Genomic DNA, 19,985 nt, shown 5'->3' with positions numbered 1-19,985 from the left:
TCGTTCCGGTCAGGCGGAGAGCTTGACGCGGCTCGGGCGAGGCCGGATCTGGCCGGTGCGGGCGGCCCGCCGCAGCAGGAGGATCGTGGGCACCATGCAGACCAGCAGCGCGAAAAGACTGGCCTCGGGGCCGAAGGCGCCGCCGGTCAACGCGGACGGGCCGGACAGCGTGATGTTCAGCAGACCCTCGGGCGGTACGGCCGATCCGGAGACCGTGACACCGAAGATTCCGGCTTGGGTGAAGTTCCAGGCGAAGTGCAGGCCGATGGGCAGCCACAGCGAGCGGGTGGCGACGTAGGCGGCGGCCAGCATGACTCCGCCCGTCAAGGCGATCGCGAACGCGCCCCACAGGGTGGCGTTGGCGTTGACCAGGTGTATCGCACCGAACAGCAGCATGGATACGACCAGGGCGATCACAGTGCCGACACGTTCCTCCATGATGCGGAACACCACCCCGCGGAACAGCAGTTCTTCGGTGACGGCGACGCTCGCCATCAGGCCCGCAGTGCCGAGGAAGCCGCCGAAGGAACCCCAGGACACCTCCTGCCAGCCACCGAACACCGCGATCAGCACCATCAACCCTGCGAACAGGGCCGACCCGAGCACCGTCCCGTGCCGCAGCTGGGACCACCGGCCCGTCTTACCGAGTTCGGGGATGTCCGGCCGGAGCTCGACGGCCCGGCACAACCATCGGTAGCAGGCCACAGCGGCGATGGCCAGGCCGACGCCCACCGGCAGAGCGAGGATAGGGACAGGCGAGACGAGTTGGTTGATCCCGCCCGTCACCACCATCACACCGAACAACGCAACCAGCAGGACGGGGAACCGGAACCTGCGCCACCGGCCGCGGCCCGTAGCGAGGCCGGCTTGCGGGACAGTACTTTCCGGGTGCTCCGCGGACGCCACGATCGCGATCCTTTCGATCAATTTCCGCGGTGTCTTCCGCGGCTTAACAGAGGTTAGGGATCAGAGCCGGGCGTGCCATCCCCCTGGAACGGACATCGCGGTAGCTCTCACGGGGGATCAGGAACCGTCCCGGCTTCTGTCCCCGCGCGTCTCCGAGCGCGGCGCATCTCGTCGAGCACGGCCAGGGCGATGCGCCAGCGGAGGTCCGTGGCGCGGACGGAGCGCGATCGGTTGCGTGAGGTTGCCATGTGTCCTCACTCTTCTTTTATGCTCGATTCACGAGTTTAATTAAAAGGGGATGCTGTGCGGCCACGACGAGCGGATCTCAGGCCGATCGAAGCGGTCTTTCCGGACATGGACGGCACTCTCGTGGACTTTGACGCCTCGGTCGAGCGTGCCTGGTCGAGCTTGGGCGAAGGAGTACGGTGTTTTGCTCATCACCGAATGATCCGACGAGGAAGGCAGCATGTCCGACCAGGTGACCCCGTTCCGTCTTGACATCTCCGAACCCGTGCTGGCCGACCTGCGCGAGCGGCTGCGGCGCACGCGGTGGCCCGAGAAGGAGACTGTCGGCGACTGGTCGCAGGGCGTCCCGCTGGGCTACCTGCGCGAGTTGTGCCGGTACTGGGCCGAGGAGTACGACTGGCGGGCGACCGAGAGGCGCCTGAACGCGCTGCCGCAGTTCCGGACTTCCCTTGACGGCCTCGGGATCCACTTCCTCCACGTCCGCTCGCCCCACCAGGACGCGCTGCCGATCGTCCTGACCCACGGCTGGCCGGGTTCGATCGTGGAGTTCCTCAAAGTGATCGGACCGCTCACCGACCCGACGGCCTACGGTGGCGACGCCCGCGACGCCTTCCACGTCGTCTGCCCGTCCCTGCCCGGCTACGGCTTCAGCGACAAACCGGACCACCGCGGCTGGGGCGTCGAACGGATCGCCGACGCCTGGATCGAACTGATGGCCCGCCTCGGCTACGACCGATACGGCGCACAGGGCTCCGATTGGGGCACGACCATCACCACGCTCATCGGCCTGCGGGATCCCGCTCACGTGGCGGGCATCCACCTCATCCCGCCGCTGGCGGCCCCCGATCCGGCCACGTTCGACGACCTCACCGCCGCCGAACGGGCCGCCATCGCCGACCTGAAACGAGGCCAGGAATACGAGGATGGGTACTCACTGGAGCAGTCCACCCGGCCGCAGACCATCGGCTACGGACTCGTCGACTCACCGGCACTGCTGTGCGCCTGGATCATCGAGAAGTTCCGGTCCTGGACCGACGGTGACGGCCAGCCCGAGAACGCCCTCACTCGCGATGAGCTCCTCGACAACCTCATGTTCTACTGGCTACCCGGAACCGGCGCATCCGCCGCCCGGCTCTACTGGGAGAGCTTCAAGCCCGTCCAACGGCTCTTCACCGCCGAGACGACGGACCTGGTGACCGTCCCGGCAGGATGCTCGATCTTCCCCAAGGAGAACCCCCGGCCGTCCCGGCGGTGGGCCGAGAAGCGCTTCGCCAACATCCTGCACTGGAACGAACCGGAGAAGGGCGGTCACTTCGCCGCGTTTGAGCAACCCGACCTGTTCGTCGAGGAACTGCGTACCTTCTTCCGCATGCTCCGCTGACCGCACAACATGCTGCTGTGGCGAAGGCCTGCCGCCGCGTACCTCCGCTGGGATCCATGGGACTCGACCGAGGCAGTTCAGCTGCGCCCCCTGGCTCGACAGCGGCGACGCCGACATCCTGTGCCTCAAGGAGGTGACGCGCACCCTGGGCGCCGGCGGCTGGACGCGCTTCGACGACGCCGAGCGTCGCCGCCGCAGCGGGCGGACCTGCTCGCCGACGTGCGCTCCCGCCTTCCCCACCATCTCGGCCTGTTCACGGCGAGCGACTCGGGCCGGTCCTGGTCACGAATGCGGCACGCGTGCAGGACTTCGGGCTCGCTGACCCGGCCGACCTGGACGCGGCCTTCGCCGACCGCAAGATCGTTAAGGCCGCGCTCCTGCGGATCACGCTGCACGTCTTTCACGCCGACGACCACCCCCACATCCACGAGGCGATGCAGCCCTCGCTGCGCAGCCCCCGGCTCGGCGACCCGCTCTTCACGCGGCTATGAACGGGGTGGTGGCCCCAAGGGCCGAAGACTCGTTCGAAGCCAACGCCGGTGCTATGCCGCGGCCGGACCGAGGAGAAGTCCGCCGTTGACCTCGAGGGTCTGACCGGTGATCCAGCGGGCGTCGTCGGAGGCGAAGAACGCCACGGCGTCGCCGACGTCGGCCGGTTGCCCGTGGCGGCCCAGCGCGATCATGCCGGCGACCCGCTCGGCGGCCTCGGGGCTGTCACGTAGCCAGTCGTTCATGTCCGTCTCGGTGATGCCAGGGGAGACGGTGTTGACCGTGATGCCTCGTGCGCCCAGGCTCTGGGCGAGCGATCGGCCCAGAACGTTGAGCGCTCCCTTCGTCATGGCGTACACCACTTCAGGGGTGGCGAACCAGGTGACACCCGAGGAGACGTTGATGATGCGGCCCCCCTCCGGCATCATCGGCAGCGCTCGCTGGGTGATGAACAACGGCGCTCGCACATTGATCGCGAACATCCGGTCATAGGCGTCCACGGTGGCGTTGTCGATGGTGGCGCTGTAATCGATGATCGCAGCATTGTTCACGAGGATGTCCAGCGGCCGCTCGTCCAGGCCCGCTTCGAGGCCGGTGAAGAGGGTGTCCACGTCGCCGTCCACGCCCAACTCGGCGCGTACCGTGAACGCCGTGCCGCCGGCGGCGTGGATCGCCGCCACGGTCTCCTTCGCGGCGCTCTCGTTGGTGCCGTAGTGCACCGCCACCAGCGCGCCGTCGGCCGCGAGCCGCTGCGCGACCGACCTGCCGATGCCTCGGGAAGCCCCCGTTACCAACGCCGTCTTACCGGTCAGATTGCTCACGGCATTTGCCCCGTTCAGAAGGTGTATGTGTGTCCGCCACAACACTGCGTATCGCAGCGGTCTCGGGTCTGCATCATCGAAGTGGAGCGGTGTGGCTGTCCAATACCTGCGGTCATAACCAATGGCTATGAGGCCTCACCTGTCGCAGACGGGCGCAGGCGTCCAGAGATGGGGGCGGTGAGGTGCGAGCTGGGTGACTACGTCAGGCCGTCGGCGTCCGCCGCGGTGGGCGACGCACGGCAGTGCGACGGGGGGCCCGGCCGAGGGGACCGCTGCGAGATCAACGCCGGCCTGGCCGAGCCGGCACGTCCCGGCCCTGGACCAGTTGCTCATCGACGCGACGGCCGGCGCGCTCAACGAGCCACCGGTCGAGGCGGCGCTGTCCGATCCCGCGCTCGCCGACGACGCGGCAGGCCGGGTCGACGCCCTCATCCAGACGCTGCTGAAGTACTCACCACAATGGCTGCCCCTGGGAAGTCGCATGATCCGCTTGACCGTCGACCGCCCCTGAACGGCGCCCTGGAGCCGACTGGCCCGCGCCGTGGCCAACGCCGGATCGAATGGCTGGATAGAGCCTGCGAACACTGCGCGACACCCCGAGCGAGCAGTCCTACCAGCGCCTCATTTCCGCGTTGACCATGGTGGTCGCGACCTGCTGGACCTCGCCCAAGCCTCCAGCGACATCCAGCCACCTTGTACGAGGAACTGCGCCAGGGCGACGACGCAACGGCGGGCCGAGCAGATGCCGACCGCACCGGTCGCTATGGCAGCTGATGCTGATTGCGTGGCGCAAGGCGGTGGAACACAACGAAGTCGAGTTCTCCGTCGACCAGTCGCGGATAGTCGACGCCTGAACACTTCGCGCCGGGTTCCACGGCGGCGAACCGGGATGCCGTGACCTCCACACGTGCCTTGGCCGAGGGAGGCAGGAATCGACGGCGCCACGCAGTTCGGCTGGATCCAGCGATGCGGGTTCTCGCGACAACCGGATGCTGTCACGCCAGGCACCGGCACCGCGTTCGGCCACGTAAACGCGGTCGTCGGCGGGACGGAGAATCCATGAGGCGACGGTGTGCCCATGGTGGACCAGGGCCGCCATGACGGCGTAGTCGGGGCTGCCCGCGACGAAGTTGGCGGTTCCGTCCAGGGGATCGACCAGCCACGCGGTGGGCGCCTCGGTGAGTGCGTCGATGAGCCGTGGGTCGGCGGCCGCCGCTTCCTCCCCGACGACGGGGGCATCGAGCACACCGCGTAGTCCACACGTGATCAGCTCTTCGGCTTCGCGGTCGACGATGGTGACCACCTCGCCGGGAGACTTCTCCATCACCTCGCCGGTCGCCAGTGCGCGGTATCGGGGCAGATCACCGCGTGTGCGGCTTCATGCAGGATTTCCGTCACTTTGTCGATCTGCATGCGCACCACCGTACGGGGGAGAGCACCAGCCGCTGGGATCTTGGGCTCTTGAGGCCATGGTGCTCAAGGGGGGGATACATTGTCCCTGGATGAGCTGTGCCTTCCCCCCGCTGGTCGGCCTCTGCACTCTGGATACGATTCCGCGGGAGCCGGGTCATTTTGTGCCAGCTCCGCATACTCGCGTGCACCGTACGTGGCGAAGGTGGTCATGGCCTCAGCGAGCTGTGTCTTCGCCGTGGCGGCATCGCCGCGAGCCTGCCAAAGTGCGGCGAGATCACGCCGGGCGCGGGCTGCGGGGAGTGGGGTGTGCAGTTCCTCTGAAATGGCGATCGACTGCATCAAATGCGCCTCGGCGAGCTCCAGCTGGCCAAGCGCCAGATGAACTTCTCCGATGGTCCGCTGCATGAGCGCTTCGCCGTACCGATCGAAATGGCTCCGGCACACCTCGAGGGCGTCGGCGATCGACGACAGGTAATCGGTTCCGCGACCCTGGCGGATCTCCGCCTTGACCAGCGCCTGAACTCCAAAAGCGATCATCAAGGGGTCGCCTGCCCGGCGGAACAGGTCCAACGCCTGCCTGCTGAGATCGCTCGCCGCTGCGTAATCACCCAGGGCGCGATGGACCAGGCTCGTGGTACGCAGGGTGAGCGCCTGCCCACGATCACTGCCGGCGCGGCGATAGGCGTCGATGGCCTGGCTGAGCAGCAGCCAGGTGTCCACGTACTCGCCGAGCTCGAGGTGGATCGACGCCGCCATGCGAGCCGTCGCACCGATCGCGAGGTCGTCACCAAGACCCCGGAAGATCAGCGCGGACGCGGTCAGGTGCTCCAGACCTTCTCGGAGCCGGCACTGCTCCCGATATGCGCTGCCCAAGCCGGCCAGGACGACCGCCTTGCCTCGGACGTGACCGGCCGCCTCGAAGAGAGGCAGCGCCAGACGAAGATGCTCACATGATTGATCGAAGCGATCCAGCCTGTAGGAGATCTGTCCCATTCCCGCGTGAAGGGCCGCCTCGGCCAGATGGTTCCCCGTGCGGCGAGCCGCTCCCAAGGCAGTCTGGTGAACGACGCCCCATTCAGCCAAGCGGTTGGCGACGAAGGATTCCGAGAAGGATAGGGCTGCGGCCAAAGCACAGGCGGCGGTCAGGCCCATGGCGGCGGCTCGCGCCACCGCCACGATGAGAGCGGGCGTCTCGGCCTCTAGCCATGCGCCGGGATCGGCAACAACTCGATCAGCCACTAGAGCGTCGGCGGGCAGGGAGGAACCCAGGTGGCCGCTCAGCGTGATCTCGCCGGACGGGACCTGAGACTCGAACCGCTCGATCAGCCACAGCCACGTGCGCAGCGCGCGTGAGACAGCGGCCGTGCGCTCGGCTTCGGGATCGTCCGCCTCTGCGCACTCCTGCGCGAAGACTCGCACGAGCTCGTGGAGCCGGTAGCGAGGCTGGCCGACGGCGTCGATCGCGACGAAGTTCATAAGCTGCGCATCCACGAGGCGTTCAGCGATGTCGTCGGCGTCGTCGGGTGGGATTTCGAGGAGAGGCGCGAGGATCCATGGAGAGAAGGACGGCACCCCCAGTAGTCCTAACCGACGAAACGCGGTTCTGGCCTGCTCGTCCAGGAGCCGGTAGCTGAGGCCGACGCTGGCCCGAACCTCCACGTCCCCAACGGTGAGTTCATCCAGTCTCCGGCGCTCGTCGGCGAGTCTCGCGGCCATGGCGGCCAGACTCCAGTGCCGTCGGGTGGCTAGCCGGGCTCCCACCGTCCGGACGGCCAGGGGCAGCGAGCCGCACAGCCGGACGATCTCGCGGGCGGTTTGTGGCTCGGCGGCCACCCGGCCAGCTCCTGCGACGGCGCCCAGCAGCGCGAGCGCAGCCTCGCCGTCCAGGACATCGAGGTCCGTCAGATGCGCGCCCGCCAGACCGGCAAGCCGACGGCGTGAGGTGATCATCACCGCACAGCCGGCACCACCGGGTAGCAGGGGACGGATCTGCTGTTCGTTTCGGGCGTCGTCCAGCAGTACCAGCACCTGCCGCTTGGCCAGGAGACTGCGATAGAGATCGCCTCTATCCTGCGGGGACTCGGGCTGGGTGGCGGGCTCGATGCCCAGCGCGCCAAGGAATCGGCCCAGGACCTCCTGCTCCGTCGCCGGATTGTCGCTGGTCCCGCGAAGATCGGCGAAGAGCTGGCCATCCGGGTAGAACTCGGCGACTCGATGGGCGAGATGAATGGCACAGGCGCTCTTTCCGACGCCGCCCTGGCCGGACAGCACGAGCAGCGGCGGCGCCGTACGCTGCCCGCCGAGTAGGGGCTTCAGGTCCGCGATCGTGTCGGTCCGCCCGGCGAAATCCGGTACATCTCGTGGGAGCTGAGCTGGGATGGGTCGGCCCGGGTACGGCGAAGCCTGGCTTGACAGTGATGGATCGCTACGGAGGATCGCCTGATGCAGGGCACGCAGCTCAGGACCAGGATCGATACCGAGCTCCTCGGCCAGAGCGGCGCGCCCGTCTTCGTAAAGCGCCAGCGCCTCGGCGGACCGTCCCAGCCGGTAGAGCGCCGTCATCAGCTGACCGCGCAGCCGCTCCTTGGTCGGGTGGGCGGATACCAGCGCGGCCAGCGTGGGCACCAGTTCGGTGTGGCGGTCGAGGAGCAGTTCCACCGAGATGCGTTCCTCGACGATGGTGAGCCGTAACTCGTCGAGTCTGGCCGCCTCCGGCTGGAGAACGTCTCCGATCCCGCCAAGCGCCGGGCCCCGCCACAGCGCCTCGGCCGACAGGAACGCTCGTGCTGCGTCCTCGCGCCGCCCCTCCGCCGCCGCTCGCCGGCCCTCCGCGACGAGTCTGTCGAACTGGTGGAGGTCCAGCTGACCGGTCCCTATCCTCAGCAGGTAACCCGGAGCGTGCGTCTCGATCGTTCGTGGGCCCAGCGTGCGCCTGATCATGGACACATACGTCTGGATCAGCCCCCTGGCCGCGTCGGGAGCGTCCGCCGACCAGATCGAATCCACCAGCCGATCGACCGAGACCACATGCTCCCGCCCCAGGAGCAGCGCTGCCAGAAGCGCACGTGGCTTGGGCCCTCCGATGGGCAGCTGCCGTCCTTGATCCCACACCTCAACCGGGCCGAGCAGGCGGAATTCCACGACACCTCACAGCTGGCTTTGAAGAGAATTTCCAGTGCGCCACTTCATGCTCGACCAAACGCGCCAATGAAGGGGTCACGATCTATGGCAAGCACATCGACCATCCTGATGTCGGATCACCGAGTGTCCGCGATCCCAACGGTCGAATGCGGGGAGTCGCTCTTCGACCTGAGGAAGGTGTCGGGGCTCGCCCTCGACCATCGCCAGGCGGACGACAAGGGCGCCTACGCTCATCTTCGTATCAGCCTCGTCGACCGGCTGCTGACAGCTCAGGCCCTTCTTCCGCCCGGGCTGCGACTGCTGATCGTCGAGGGTTATCGGCCCATGGCTCTGCAGGAGCACTACTTCTCACGGTGCGCCGCGCGACTGCGGGAAGCCAATCCCGCCTGGACCGAGGAGTTCGTGTACGTCCAGGCCAGCCGCTCGCTCGCACCCCCATCGGTGGCGCCGCACGTCTGCGGGGCAGCTGTCGACATCACCCTCCTTGATGCCGATGCGGGCGAGATGGACATGGGCACACCGGTCAATGCCGGACCTGAGGAGAGCGACGGCGCCTGCTACACCCATGCCCCGGGGATCTCCCCTCGGATCAGGGCGAACCGTGACCTGCTCGGACGGGCCATGAGTACGGCCGGGTTCGTCAACTACCCCACCGAGTGGTGGCACTGGTCTCATGGAGACAAGTACTGGGCGCTTGTCACCGGTGCGCACGCGGCCCACTACGGCCCTGTTGAATGGTCACCCTCGTAAACACCGCAACCCCGGGAGCGTCGCGCGACGCTCCCGGGGTTCTTGGACTCGGGGATCCAGCGTTCGCCGTCTGCTTCACGCAGAGAGACTAGCGAGCGGCGGTATATATGCGGTATGTGCGGCCATTCGCACAGGTGAAGGTCAGGAGCCGGAGATCTTCTGGATGGTTACGGGGTAGTCGGCCTGGCGGTCGATGTTGCCCCAGCCGGACCATGAGCCGCCGGGGGACTGGGTGGCGTGATAGGGGGTTCCTGCGCTGTTCACTGCCAGGACGTGCAGGACGCCGTTACCTGCTGAGGCGGCGCCTACGCTGACGGGGGTGCCGAGTTCTCCGGCCTGGCCTTCGACGTTGCCCCAGCTGGACCAGGAGCCGTCTGTGTGACGTCCCGCGTGGCGCAGCACGCCTTCGGCGGAGGCCAGGATCTCCAGTACGCCGCCGGTGGCGGTCACCGCCACGCTGGTCGGATTGCCCACCTCTCCGGCCTGGCCTTCGACGTTGCCCCAGCTCGACCAGGAGCCGTCGGCCCGCTGGGTCACGTGACGCACCACCCCTGCTGCCGCGGCGACAACATGCAGCGTCCCGCCGACACCGGTGGCGCCGATACTGACCGGCGCACCGATCTCACCGGCCTGGCCTTCGACGTTGCCCCAGCCGGACCAGGAACCGTCCGCGTTACGCCCCGTGTGACGCAGCACCCCACCGGCAACCGCCAGGATCTCCAGTTCACCGTCGATCGAGGCGGCCGCGATGCTGGTCGGCGCGCCGACCTCGCCCGCCTGACCCTCCACCCTTCCCCACGCCGACCAGGAACCGCCGACGCGACGGGCGACGTGGAAGATCTCATCGTTGGCCGTGGCCAGGACATGGAGCTCGCCACTCACCACAGCCGAGGCAACACCCGTCACCGCACCCGGCAAAGTCCCGGCCTGACCCTCGACGTTGCCCGCGCTCTGCCAGCTGCCGTCAGCACGACGCATGGTGTGGTAAATCTCGCCGTTCACCCCCAACGCCACCACGTGCGTGGAAGCGGACCAGAGAGCATCGACGATCTTCTGGGCGTCCCCGGCCTCGACCTGGTAGCGGTCGGGGTAGGCGGAGACCTGGACGGTCTGGCAGACCTCGCCGATGGGCGCGGACTTCCAGGTGTTGTTCGGGTACTTGCGGATCATCGCGTTGAGGAAGGCGTTGGTCGCCCAGGTCGGGTTGAGTCGCTGTCCGGCCGAGCCCCACGAGGCGCGCTGCTGGAACAGACCCAGGCTGTCGTGGTCGACCTCTTCGGCGACGTTCTGGATGCTTGACTCCACGATCGTGGTGGCGATCGCGATGTCCGCGGCGCGTCGATCCAGCCCGCGGGCGCGGACGGCTTCAACCACCATGCGGGCGCAGGAGATGCGGTAGGCGTTGACGTGACCCTTCATCTTCGTGCTCAGCACCCCGTTCAGCCAGGTGGCTGTGGCGGAGTCCGCGCTCGTCGTGCCCCGCGAATCGCAGGCAGCGGTGGCGTAGGCGGCGGATATCTCGCCTGCCGCGGGCTCGGCTGGATCTGCGGCGTGCGCCGGCGTGGATAATGCGACCAACGCGAGGGTTGCCAGTACTGCCATGGCCGGACCGGATGGGTGCCTCTTCGAGAACATCTGCTGCTCCAAGTTTCGAGGTTGAGTGGTCAGGAGCCGGAGATCTTCTGGATGGTTACGGGGTAGTCGGCCTGGCGGTCGATGTTGCCCCATCCGGACCATGAGCCGCCGGGGGACTGGGTGGCGTGATAGGGGGTTCCTGCGCTGTTCACTGCCAGGACGTGCAGGACGCCGTTACCTGCTGAGGCGGCGCCTACGCTGACGGGGGTGCCGAGTTCTCCGGCCTGGCCTTCGACGTTGCCCCAGCTGGACCAGGAGCCGTCTGTGTGACGTCCCGCGTGGCGCAGCACGCCTTCGGCGGAGGCCAGGATCTCCAGTACGCCGCCGGTGGCGGTCACCGCCACGCTGGTCGGATTGCCCACCTCTCCGGCCTGGCCTTCGACGTTGCCCCAGCTCGACCAGGAGCCGTCGGCCCGCTGGGTCACGTGACGCACCACCCCTGCTGCCGCGGCGACAACATGCAGCGTCCCGCCGACACCGGTGGCGCCGATACTGACCGGCGCACCGATCTCACCGGCCTGGCCTTCGACGTTGCCCCAGCCGGACCAGGAACCGTCCGCGTTACGCCCCGTGTGACGCAGCACCCCACCGGCAACCGCCAGGATCTCCAGTTCACCGTCGATCGAGGCGGCCGCGATGCTGGTCGGCGCGCCGACCTCGCCCGCCTGACCTTCCACCCTTCCCCACGCCGACCAGGAACCGCCGACGCGACGGGCGACGTGGAAGATCTCATCGTTTGCCGTGGCCAGGACATGGAGCTCGCCACTCACCACAGCCGAGGCAACACCCGTCACCGCACCCGGCAAAGTCCCGGCCTGACCCTCGACGTTGCCCGCGCTCTGCCAGCTGCCGTCAGCACGACGCATGGTGTGGTAAATCTCGCCGTTCACCCCCAACGCCACCACGTGCGTGACGTCGTCGACGATGTTCTTGTACCTGATGGGGGTGTAGTTCTGCATGCTTGACCAGGACTCGTCGCCGACCTGCCCGTGGGAGTTGGCGCTCGGGCCCTTCGCCCAGTCCTCCTGGTAGTCACCGTCGTCCTCGACCGTGCCATTGAGGGAGTATGTCCAGGCGCCCTTCGAGTGGTCGCTCTCGTTCTTCCAGCGGGCGAAGAGCTCGATGTGCCCGTCGCGGAGGATCGCGTCACCGGGGAGGAGGTCGTGCAGGCTCCCCAGGGTGACCTTGCCCGACCAGCCGGCGAAGTCGTCGGTGCTGTTGCCGCCCTTGCCGGAGTTGGCCGTGATGTGCCAGGCCATCGAGACCAGGCCGGAGCAGTCAGGCCCGTACTTGTTGTCTCCCTCGACATCGGTGACGAGGGTGCTGGGGTAGCGGGTCAGGTTGTACTGTACGTTGCGGTTGACCCAGTTCTGGGCCCGTGCCAGCACCTCCGATCGGGTGATCCTCCCGTCGGGAGCGCTCGCGGCATGGGCGCTTGCGGCACGGGCGGACTGCGGCAGGCTTACCGCATCCACCGCTGTGAGGGTGAATGCGGCGGCGACAACTGCCAGGAGGCAGCCGATGGCGGACTTGCTGGGCATCGTGGCCCCTTCGGAAAGTTGAGGGGCCCTTTGACCCCAGGCCATGCCAATGTGCCGACCAGTGCTGCAAATCCCCTTGAACTCGCTTTCCAGAGACTTCAAGACACGCGCGGTCGGTTAACTATTTGTAAACTTCCCTAAAGGAAAGGATTGACCCGACAGGGCCCTCCGCTCCCGAGCGATTAGCCGCCAGGTACGCACTCCACTTCTTAGACGTGCCTTCAGCCCTCCGGAATGGGGGTCTGGCTGCGCCGCGAAGCCTTCAAGAGGTGTCGGGATTAGGGCATGTATTGAGTCGTGATCAATGTGTGGTTCGGGCGAGGTCCTTGATCCAGATCATTGAGGCGCGCAGGGAGAGGCCGGCGAGGTAGCTGTCCGGGGTCTTGTCGTATCGGATGGCAATGCCTCGCCAGGCCTTCAGCTTGTTGATCAGCCGCTCGACGGTGTTCCGCTCCCTGTAGAGGTCCGCGTCGTGGCTGACGGGCCGGCCGCCTCTGGAGCCCTTCTTCTTCCGGTTGGCGGCCTGGTCCTTCTTCTCCGGGATGACCGCCTTGATGCCGCGTTCCCGCAGGTGGGCGCGGTTACCGCGAGAGGAGTAGGCCTTGTCTGCGGCGATCGCGTGCGGCCGGGTGCGAGGGCGGCCGACAGGCCCGCGGACCCGTACCCGCCCCAGCACGGGGACGAACTGCGGGCTGTCCGCGGCCTCGCGACCGCAGGCGTCCGTCTCGCTTGACCTCTTGCGCGTCAGTCCGGCAGCCAGTGCAGCTCGTGCGCCAGGGTTTTGGCGACGGCACGGATGCGGCGGTGAAGCGGCGACTGCTCGCGTGGGAGGACCAGGTGGATCGAAAGGCTGGGCGCGCCCCGCAGCGGTCGCCAGGTGAGACCGGCCGGTTGTGCCGTGACCGCGGCTTCTCCGGCCGGGGCGAGGGTGACCCCGTCGCGCAGGTCGCGCTGAGACATGTCGAAAGAGACTGCGGGCGTGTGGAACCGGGGGTGTGGTCGGATGTCTCGGAACAGTGCGGACAGCTGATCGTGGATCACGGGGTTGGCCGCACGGTCCGGGAGTCGCAGCGGATACGCGGCCGCGTCGGCGATCTCGATCTCCGGGTGTTCGGCCAGCGGATGGTGCTGCGCCAGCTGGACCCCGACGCGCATACGCCGCAGCAGGAACCGGCGCACGCCACGGCCCGGCTGTTCACCGCGGGTGATCCCGGCATCGATGCGGCCGTCGGCGACCGCGGGGGAGATCTCCGGTGTCGCCATCGGGACCGCGCCGACCTCGAGTCCGCTGTTGCCGCGAATCAGCCTGTCCACCAGGGCCGGTGCCGTCTCGGCCCCGGCGCTGAGGCTGTATCCGATGCGCAGCGTGCCCAGTTCACCGGCCGCCGCGCTCCGGGCGGTGTCCCATGCCCGGTCCAGCGCCGCCAGCGCGGGCGGCGCGGACTCCGCCAAAGCCGCACCGGCCGTGGTCAATACGACGCTACGCGTGTTGCGGACCAGCAGGGCCGTACCGAGTTCCGCCTCCAATCGGCGCATCCGGGCGCTGAGTGCGGGCTGTGCGATACCGATCCGTGCGGCCGCGCGGGTGAAGTTCAACTCCTGCGCCAGCACCAGGAAGTACCGCAGGCTCACCGTATCCGGCGCCACGTGCCCTCCCTGCCGATTGATAACGATCCGTTCTGAGTCTATCCCGTACCGGTCTTTCCCTCGACCGCACATCAAGCCCTAACCTGCGCATATGACGATTCAACTGACCGCAGTACCCGTCGCCGGGATCGATCGATCTGAGTGTCAATTCGAAGTCGGACGTGTCCGGCCGAATACAGGAGGTTTCCATGGCTAAGGGCTACTGGGTCAGTGTCTACCCCGCCATTTCCGACCCTGAGAGGCTGACTGCCTACGACAAGCTGGCCGGTCCGGCTGTCCAGGCTGGGGGCGGGCGCGTCCTGTCCCGGATCCCGTCCCGTGGCGGTCGAGTCGTCGCCCACGAGGCCGGAATCACGCAACGCGTCGTTCTGATCGAGTTCGACAGCTTTGAACAGGCCGTCGCGGCATACGAGAGCGAGGCATACCAGAAGGCGCTGGTGGCCCTCCCCGACGGCTTCGAGCGCGACTTCCGCATCATCGAAGGCATCGACTGACAGAGATGATGTAGGCGAGCACCTCCCGCCGGAGTCTGACCCTTCGACTGACTGACTGTGGGTCTTCAACGGGATCTGTCGGCCCGGGTCGGGAGGTGCTCGTGTGCACGTCACTGGACGTTGGCGTTGTGACCTCATAGGAGCCTGGCCAGAGGCCCCTTCTCTGTCTTGTCCGCCTGCCCGGTTGGTGCGTGCCGCCCTGCCCCTCGGTCAAGACGACAGGACGACGATGCCTCCCATTACACTCCAGCTTGCGCAGGACTCCGAGATCGCCGGCGGAGTCGACACTCACCAGGACACCCACACCGCCGCGGTGATCGACCAGGTCGGCAGGGTACTGGGCACCGAGCAGTTCCCCGCCACGGCGGCCGGATACTCCGCCCTGCTCGCGTGGATGCGCTCATTCGGGCCGCTGGGGCGGGTCGGAGTCAAGGGCACCGGCGCCTACGGGGCAGGGCTCGCCCGGCTGCTCCATCAGAAAAGGTTGAGGTCGTCGAGGTTGACCGTCCGGACCGCAAGACCCGCCGATTCCAGGGCAAGTCCGATCCGATCGACGCCATCCAAGCGGCCAAGACCGCCCTGGCGGGGACACGGGCCGGTACCCCCAAGCAACGCGACGGCCGGATCGAAGCGCTGCGGAACCTGCGAGTGGCCCGCCGTAGCGCGGTCAACCAGCGCGCCGACACCCAGCGCCAGATCAAAGCCCTGATCGTCACCGCCCCCGACACGCTGCGCTCCTGCCTGCGTGGCCTGGGCATCAAGGATCTGATCGCCACCTGCGCCAGGCTGCGCCCCGACCAGGCCGACGTCGCCAACCCGGCCACTGCGACCCAGATCGCACTACGGTCCCTCGCCCGTCGTCACCAGCAGCTCACCACCGAGATCACCAACCTCGACGAACTGCTGGAGCCCCTGGTCACCGCCATCAACCCCGAGCTGATGGCCGTCCATGGCGTCGGCCCCGACACCGCCGGCCAGCTTCTGGTCACCGCCGAGGAGAACCACGACCGGCTCACCAGCGAAGCAGCGTTCGCCATGCTCTGCGGTGTCGCCCCGATCCCCGCCTCCAGCGGCAAGACCAGCCGCCACCGCCTCAACCGCGGCGGCGACCGGCAAGCCAACGCGGCCCTCTACCGCATCGCCCTCGTCCGCCTGCGCTGGGATCCCCGCACCCGCACCTACATGGAACGACGCACCAAGGACGGCCTCTCCAAGAAAGAGATCATCCGCTGCCTCAAACGCTACATCGCCCGCGAGCTATACAAGATCATCACCCAAAACGATCACGAACTCGCGGCTTGACATCTATAGGAGCATCCGGCGGGCCAGCCATCGCTGAGCATCCGTCACCTGATACGCACACGGTGCTGAACGACGACTCACGAGACGAGCTCGAAGCCATGCCCCGCGTCCCAGTTCGTCGTCGACGTCCTCGACGGCCTGATCCCTGTCGCGCCAGGCCGCCAGCACCTTCGGCGCGATGTCGGCGAACAGGTCGTCGGGCAAGCCGACCGCCGATCGCGGTCAGCTTGAGAGGCGGTCCTCGATCCCGACACCGGCCTGGTCGAGCGGATCCCGTATGAGTTGTGCGTGCTGGTGTCGTTGCGCAGGGCGATCCGGCGTCGTGAGATCTGGGTGGAGGGCGGCAACACCTGGCGCCATCCGGACCAGGATCTGCCCGCGGACTTCGAGGCCAACCGGGATGTGTTGGACACGGACACCCGGCTCGACCTCACCGCCGCTTAGCCCTCCGCCCCGCACTGCGCAGCGGGTGTATCCGTGCTGGCCGGCCGGGTGCCCACACCTGGCCGGCCAGCACGGTGGCTGTCACTCAGCCGAGGGAGGGGATGGCTTGGTGTCGGTCCAGCCCGACTCCAGCACCACGTTGACACTGCCGTCCTCATCCGGCAGGCCGATGGAATCAACGGCCAGCACCTTGGATGTGTCAGGATCGATGATCAGCCTGATCCGGGCGGGTTGGCCCTGCTGGACCGGGAAGGTCACGGCGACACCTGACCGCCCCTGCGGGTCGGTGGTCCGGCCTTCGGCCTGGACCTCGGGCAGTGTCGCCAGCGCCTGGTAGGCGGCGCCGCGCACCTGCGGGGAGGCGGGCAGTTCGTACAGGAGCGTGGCCAAGGCGCGCGGCAGTCCCTCCTCCACCGGGTCAACGCCGTTGTCTCTGCGGATCGCCTCAAGGGCGCGTTTCTTCAGCGCTTCAGGGTCGGCGGGCAGCGCCGCGATCTCCTTCAAGGTCATGGGCATGGCACTCCAGTAGAGCCTTTGCTTCCCCTTGTTCTGGAAGAACAGGCTCTCGCCGGGGGATGTGGAGTAGACGCCGCCGTCCGGCCCGATCGACCATTCGGACGGCGAGCCGTCCCGGCGCCACGCCTCCAGGTCCAGAGGGCGTGCGGCCAGCTGCCTATGGCCGCGCCAGGTTCGGCCGTCCTTGGCCACCCACTTCTCCGAGAGACTGGAGGTTTCCAGGTAGTACGTGACGCCGTTCTTGCCGTACGGCCCAGGCCGCATCCCTGCGTACAACTCCTTGAGGTGCCAGTAGGCCCCTTCGGGGGCGGCTTCGGCCTTGGCGGCGGCGGCCAGCAGGATCGAGGTACCCGACAGGGAGGAGACGCCGGGTGTGGCCGGAGGAGAGAGCGTTGCAGTGGGGGCGACCTGGCCAAGGAAGACCGCCGTAACGCCCACGGCCGCGACAAGCCCGGCGGCGCCGGCCCGCCACGGTAGGCGACGCCGGGCCGTCCGGCGCGGGCGTGCCTCGGTCGCCATGATCGCCGCACGCAGTTCGCGCGCGCCGGGCCCCTGATCCGGCGCGTGCGGGGTCGGGTCGATCGCCCTTACCAGGTTGTCGATGTCGCTCATGCTTCCCCCATCGCGATCGTCAAGGACGCCTGCCGCTCCAGCGCCGCTGCCAGCCGCTTGCGCGCGCGATGCAGCCGGGTCCGGGCGGCAAAGGCCGTACATCCCACCACTTTGGCGATCCGCTCACTGGTCAGACCCTCCCAGCAGGCCAGCGCCAAGACCTCGCGGTCACGCTCGGGCAATTCGTCGAAGGCGGCGCGAACATGCTCCAGATCGACCGGTCTGACCGGCCGATCAGCGGCCAGTTCCGCACGCAGCCGTTCAGCGAGCACAGCCCTGCGAGAAGCGCCGCGCTGCTGGTTTGCCAGCACACGGCGGGCCACCCCGTACAACCACAGCAACGCCTCCTCGCCCTCGGGCACATCGCCGATGCGCCGCCAGACGGTGAGGAATGTCTCGGAGATGACGTCGGCCGTGTCGTCGGGCGAGCCGGTACGGCGGGCGGCGTACTGGTGTATCGCCGGGTAGTAGGCGTCATAGACCGCTTCGAAGCGATCTCGGTGTGTCACAGAGTCTCCTTGCCGAAAGGTGCAGGACACCAGGTAAATGTCCGGCACCTTTCGAAATGTGACAGCTCGCCGTGAGCAGTTCGCCCTACTCGCCCTGTCGTTCGGATGCCATACCGCTGCCGGGGTTGGCGGCCCGGGCGCGCATCGGCCGAACGCTGACGCTGTCTTTGGTCAAGTGCCCGTAAACCGGGCTGCGCGGAACTCCGAACAGGTCGGCGATCTGCTGGACGGTCTTGGTCCGGGCGTCATACAGCTGCTGGGCGAGCGCCGCCTGCTCGGAGGTGAGCCGGGGGCGGCGCCCACCGACACGACCACTGGCCCTGGCCGCGGCCAGGCCGTCCTTGGTGTTGGCCACGATCAGCTAACGCTGAAGCTCAGCCAGGACGCTCAGCATCCGGAACATCGCCCGGCCCTCCATCGTGTCGGTGTCAATGCCCTGTTCAATCACATGCAGACCGACCCCGCGCTCGCGCAGCTCGGCGCCAAAGGTCACCAGGTGCAACATCGAGCGCGACAGCCGGTCCAGCCGAGTGACCTTCAGCGTGTCGCCCAACCGGAGCATTCGCAGCACGATGTCGAACTGCGGGCGGGAGGCCCTCGCGCCGCTGGCGCGATCGAGGTAGACGTTATCCCGCTCAACCCCAGCCCGAAGCAGTGCGTTGATCTGGTGGTCGGGATTCTGATCACCGGTCGAGACCTCCTGCGCGTGGCCGCGTCCGTGCGCGGCGGGCACGCCACCGCCGCGCTCGTGGTCGGGAAGCTGTGCTCGTCGAAGCGGCAGCAGAACACGCTCACCGCCGCGATCAAGGAGTACGGGGCGCTGCGGCGCACCGTCTATGCCGCCCGCTGCCTGGCGGACGAGACCTACCGCCGGCGCATCGCCCGCCAGCTCAACAAGGGCGAGAACGTGCACTTCTACGGCACGCACTCCGTCGACATCGCTGGCGAGCGCGCCCAGTTCCAGACGGCGCTGACCGGGCCGAGCCCTCCGAATTGATCTTGTCCAGAGACCGAACGGTTAATAGACAAGATCAAAGCGGGTGGCCGGACCCGCGACTACCCGAACGCTGACCCCAAGCCTCGAGACGACTGCACACAGCTACTCCGGCCACGGTGCCAGCTTCGTTACCGGCACCCCGGTGACGCGGGCTGTAGAAGTGCCTGTCGACGGTGCGGGATGCGTGTCGTTCGCCAGGGCGAGTTTTGCTTGACCGAGACTGTGCTCACGCCTTCAGTCACGCGGACTCGCAGATGCAGAGTTGAAGCGGCGTATCCACGGCGAATGGCCGACCGGACCAGTCGCCGAAGCGCTCGACGAGCCGAAGGCCGCCGAGCGAGACGAGCAGCGGTAGCTCCTGCGGGAAGATGCTCCTGATTTCGAGCGGTGCGACGACGAAGTCGGGCTCGGAGTCAGTCGAGAGGTGCCACGTCCCGCGCGTGACTTGCGCGGGTGCATCGTAGATCTCAGCGACATCGACGCTGACGTTGCCACGGTCAGGATCCATGAACGACAACGATTCCCGGGTGCGCCGCACGCCATCGGCTTCGGCAAGGAGGCGCACGCTCGGGTTGAACACATCGAAGACGAACCGTGCTCCAGGCGCCAGATGTCGTCGAACCGACCGGAAGCAGCTCACCAGGTCCTCAGCATCATGCAGATGCAGGAGGGAATTGGCGGTGATGAACACGAAGTCGAATGTGCGGCCCAGATCGAAGGCCCGCATGTCGCCCTGCACCCATTCCACCGCCACACCGCGCTCGTTCGCCTTACGCTGAGCCTCAGCCAGCATGTCTGACGAGAAGTCCACGCCGACGCACGGATGACCGTCGGACGCGATGGGGATCAGCTTGTGCCCGGTGCCGCACCCGAGTTCCAACACGCGCCCGCCTTGCCGATTGGCGTAGCCCCGGTAGAAGTCGACTGCGGGCCCGCCGCCCGGGAACATGAGGTCGTACAGCCTCGCGTGCGAGTAGAACGCTTCACTCATGAAGCGCCTCCTCCTTCCGACTCATCCGCAGTTGGCTTCGCCGCGGTGATGATCCCCCAGCCAGATCGGCGCACTCGGCCTGGTCCTCAACGTCCTCGTGCTGTTCACGAGGCGCTACACCGATGTCTGGCGGCACACGGCCGCCGGACA

The 19,985-nt window shown here is 67.5% G+C and carries 19 protein-coding genes and 2 pseudogenes; 8 read left to right on the top strand and 13 right to left on the bottom strand.

The genetic code is table 11. The features are described from left to right. Nucleotides 1–9: 9 nt before the first annotated feature. On the bottom strand, nt 10–792 hold the full coding sequence (locus ABFX50_RS24475; protein WP_346149843.1) for a CPBP family intramembrane glutamic endopeptidase: 783 nt from the start codon (nt 790–792) through the stop codon (nt 10–12). 580 nt (nt 793–1,372) lie between these two features. On the opposite strand from ABFX50_RS24475, the gene ABFX50_RS24470 reads away from it, so the two are divergent. Further along, nucleotides 1,373–2,533 (top strand): epoxide hydrolase family protein, encoded by a 1,161-nt coding sequence (locus ABFX50_RS24470; RefSeq protein ID WP_346149667.1) that lies wholly within the window; start codon nt 1,373–1,375, stop codon nt 2,531–2,533. 278 nt (nt 2,534–2,811) lie between these two features. Continuing rightward, the gene (locus tag ABFX50_RS24465; RefSeq protein ID WP_487047382.1) at nt 2,812–3,024 is read left to right on the top strand and encodes a DNA glycosylase AlkZ-like family protein; all 213 of its coding nucleotides are present in this window, start codon (nt 2,812–2,814) and stop codon (nt 3,022–3,024) included. Between the two features lie 51 nt (nt 3,025–3,075). Here the strand turns inward: ABFX50_RS24465 and ABFX50_RS24460 are convergent, their stop codons facing one another. Next, the gene (locus ABFX50_RS24460; protein ID WP_346149665.1) at nt 3,076–3,843 is read right to left on the bottom strand and encodes an SDR family NAD(P)-dependent oxidoreductase; all 768 of its coding nucleotides are present in this window, start codon (nt 3,841–3,843) and stop codon (nt 3,076–3,078) included. A 325-nt stretch (nt 3,844–4,168) separates the two neighbouring features. Between ABFX50_RS24460 and ABFX50_RS24455 the strand changes: the two genes are divergently transcribed. Then, nucleotides 4,169–4,354: a hypothetical protein gene (locus ABFX50_RS24455; RefSeq protein WP_346149664.1), complete on the top strand. Its 186-nt coding sequence runs from the start codon at nt 4,169–4,171 to the stop codon at nt 4,352–4,354. A 99-nt stretch (nt 4,355–4,453) separates the two neighbouring features. Here ABFX50_RS24455 and ABFX50_RS24450 read toward each other — a convergent pair whose 3' ends face one another. Both ABFX50_RS24450 and ABFX50_RS24445 read right to left on the bottom strand, forming a co-directional pair. Then, nucleotides 4,454–5,167: an inositol monophosphatase family protein gene (locus ABFX50_RS24450; protein WP_346149663.1), complete on the bottom strand. Its 714-nt coding sequence runs from the start codon at nt 5,165–5,167 to the stop codon at nt 4,454–4,456. A gap of 152 nt (nt 5,168–5,319) precedes the next feature. Then, nucleotides 5,320–8,397 carry an AfsR/SARP family transcriptional regulator gene (locus ABFX50_RS24445; protein WP_346149662.1) on the bottom strand — a complete coding sequence of 1,026 codons (3,078 nt, stop codon included), beginning with the start codon at nt 8,395–8,397 and terminating at the stop codon, nt 5,320–5,322. A 123-nt stretch (nt 8,398–8,520) separates the two neighbouring features. Between ABFX50_RS24445 and ABFX50_RS24440 the strand changes: the two genes are divergently transcribed. Then, the gene (locus ABFX50_RS24440) at nt 8,521–9,147 is read left to right on the top strand and encodes a M15 family metallopeptidase (RefSeq protein WP_346149661.1); all 627 of its coding nucleotides are present in this window, start codon (nt 8,521–8,523) and stop codon (nt 9,145–9,147) included. A 141-nt stretch (nt 9,148–9,288) separates the two neighbouring features. Here the strand turns inward: ABFX50_RS24440 and ABFX50_RS24435 are convergent, their stop codons facing one another. The 4 genes and pseudogenes from ABFX50_RS24435 to ABFX50_RS24420 form a co-directional block, all read right to left on the bottom strand. Continuing rightward, nucleotides 9,289–10,749, bottom strand: coding sequence for a PLL family lectin (locus ABFX50_RS24435; RefSeq protein ID WP_346149660.1), 1,461 nt, complete (start codon nt 10,747–10,749; stop codon nt 9,289–9,291). A gap of 62 nt (nt 10,750–10,811) precedes the next feature. Then, a complete protein-coding gene (locus tag ABFX50_RS24430) occupies nt 10,812–12,425 on the bottom strand; it encodes a PLL family lectin (protein WP_346149659.1) in 1,614 nt (537 codons plus the stop codon). Nucleotides 12,426–12,624: 199 nt separating this feature from the next. Then, nucleotides 12,625–13,029 (bottom strand): annotated as a pseudogene (locus tag ABFX50_RS24425) (transposase); the annotation flags it as partial. Nucleotides 13,030–13,067: 38 nt separating this feature from the next. Then, entirely contained in the window at nt 13,068–13,970 is a 903-nt protein-coding gene (locus ABFX50_RS24420; protein ID WP_346149658.1) for a LysR family transcriptional regulator, read from the bottom strand. A 188-nt stretch (nt 13,971–14,158) separates the two neighbouring features. Between ABFX50_RS24420 and ABFX50_RS24415 the strand changes: the two genes are divergently transcribed. From ABFX50_RS24415 to ABFX50_RS24405, 3 genes and pseudogenes are all read left to right on the top strand, one after another. Further along, nucleotides 14,159–14,464, top strand: a complete 306-nt coding sequence (locus ABFX50_RS24415; protein WP_189142964.1) for a DUF1330 domain-containing protein — start codon at nt 14,159–14,161, stop codon at nt 14,462–14,464. Between the two features lie 238 nt (nt 14,465–14,702). Continuing rightward, nucleotides 14,703–15,766 (top strand): annotated as a pseudogene (locus ABFX50_RS24410) (IS110 family RNA-guided transposase). 288 nt (nt 15,767–16,054) lie between these two features. After that, entirely contained in the window at nt 16,055–16,210 is a 156-nt protein-coding gene (locus tag ABFX50_RS24405) for a hypothetical protein (RefSeq protein WP_346149657.1), read from the top strand. Between the two features lie 81 nt (nt 16,211–16,291). Here the strand turns inward: ABFX50_RS24405 and ABFX50_RS24400 are convergent, their stop codons facing one another. The 4 genes from ABFX50_RS24400 to ABFX50_RS24385 form a co-directional block, all read right to left on the bottom strand. After that, entirely contained in the window at nt 16,292–17,338 is a 1,047-nt protein-coding gene (locus ABFX50_RS24400) for a CU044_5270 family protein (RefSeq protein ID WP_346149656.1), read from the bottom strand. Then, nucleotides 17,335–17,847 carry an RNA polymerase sigma factor gene (locus ABFX50_RS24395; RefSeq protein ID WP_346149655.1) on the bottom strand — a complete coding sequence of 171 codons (513 nt, stop codon included), beginning with the start codon at nt 17,845–17,847 and terminating at the stop codon, nt 17,335–17,337. The genes ABFX50_RS24400 and ABFX50_RS24395 overlap by 4 nt, the downstream gene beginning before the upstream one ends. Before the next feature lie 85 nt (nt 17,848–17,932). Beyond that, the gene (locus ABFX50_RS24390; protein WP_346149654.1) at nt 17,933–18,202 is read right to left on the bottom strand and encodes a helix-turn-helix domain-containing protein; all 270 of its coding nucleotides are present in this window, start codon (nt 18,200–18,202) and stop codon (nt 17,933–17,935) included. A gap of 6 nt (nt 18,203–18,208) precedes the next feature. Then, on the bottom strand, nt 18,209–18,580 hold the full coding sequence (locus ABFX50_RS24385) for a recombinase family protein (RefSeq protein ID WP_346149653.1): 372 nt from the start codon (nt 18,578–18,580) through the stop codon (nt 18,209–18,211). Between ABFX50_RS24385 and ABFX50_RS24380 the strand changes: the two genes are divergently transcribed. Continuing rightward, nucleotides 18,554–18,844, top strand: coding sequence for a Tn3 family transposase (locus ABFX50_RS24380; protein ID WP_346149652.1), 291 nt, complete (start codon nt 18,554–18,556; stop codon nt 18,842–18,844). The two genes, ABFX50_RS24385 and ABFX50_RS24380, sit on opposite strands and share 27 nt — an antisense overlap. Before the next feature lie 238 nt (nt 18,845–19,082). Here the strand turns inward: ABFX50_RS24380 and ABFX50_RS24375 are convergent, their stop codons facing one another. After that, nucleotides 19,083–19,835 carry a class I SAM-dependent methyltransferase gene (locus ABFX50_RS24375; protein WP_346149651.1) on the bottom strand — a complete coding sequence of 251 codons (753 nt, stop codon included), beginning with the start codon at nt 19,833–19,835 and terminating at the stop codon, nt 19,083–19,085. Nucleotides 19,836–19,985: the final 150 nt, after the last annotated feature.

The sequence above is a fragment of the Nonomuraea recticatena genome, from assembly GCF_039533245.1.
Classification (GTDB): domain Bacteria; phylum Actinomycetota; class Actinomycetes; order Streptosporangiales; family Streptosporangiaceae; genus Nonomuraea; species Nonomuraea roseola.
The sequence above is the reverse complement of the archived record's forward strand: the minus strand, read 5'-3'. Positions and strand labels throughout refer to the sequence as shown.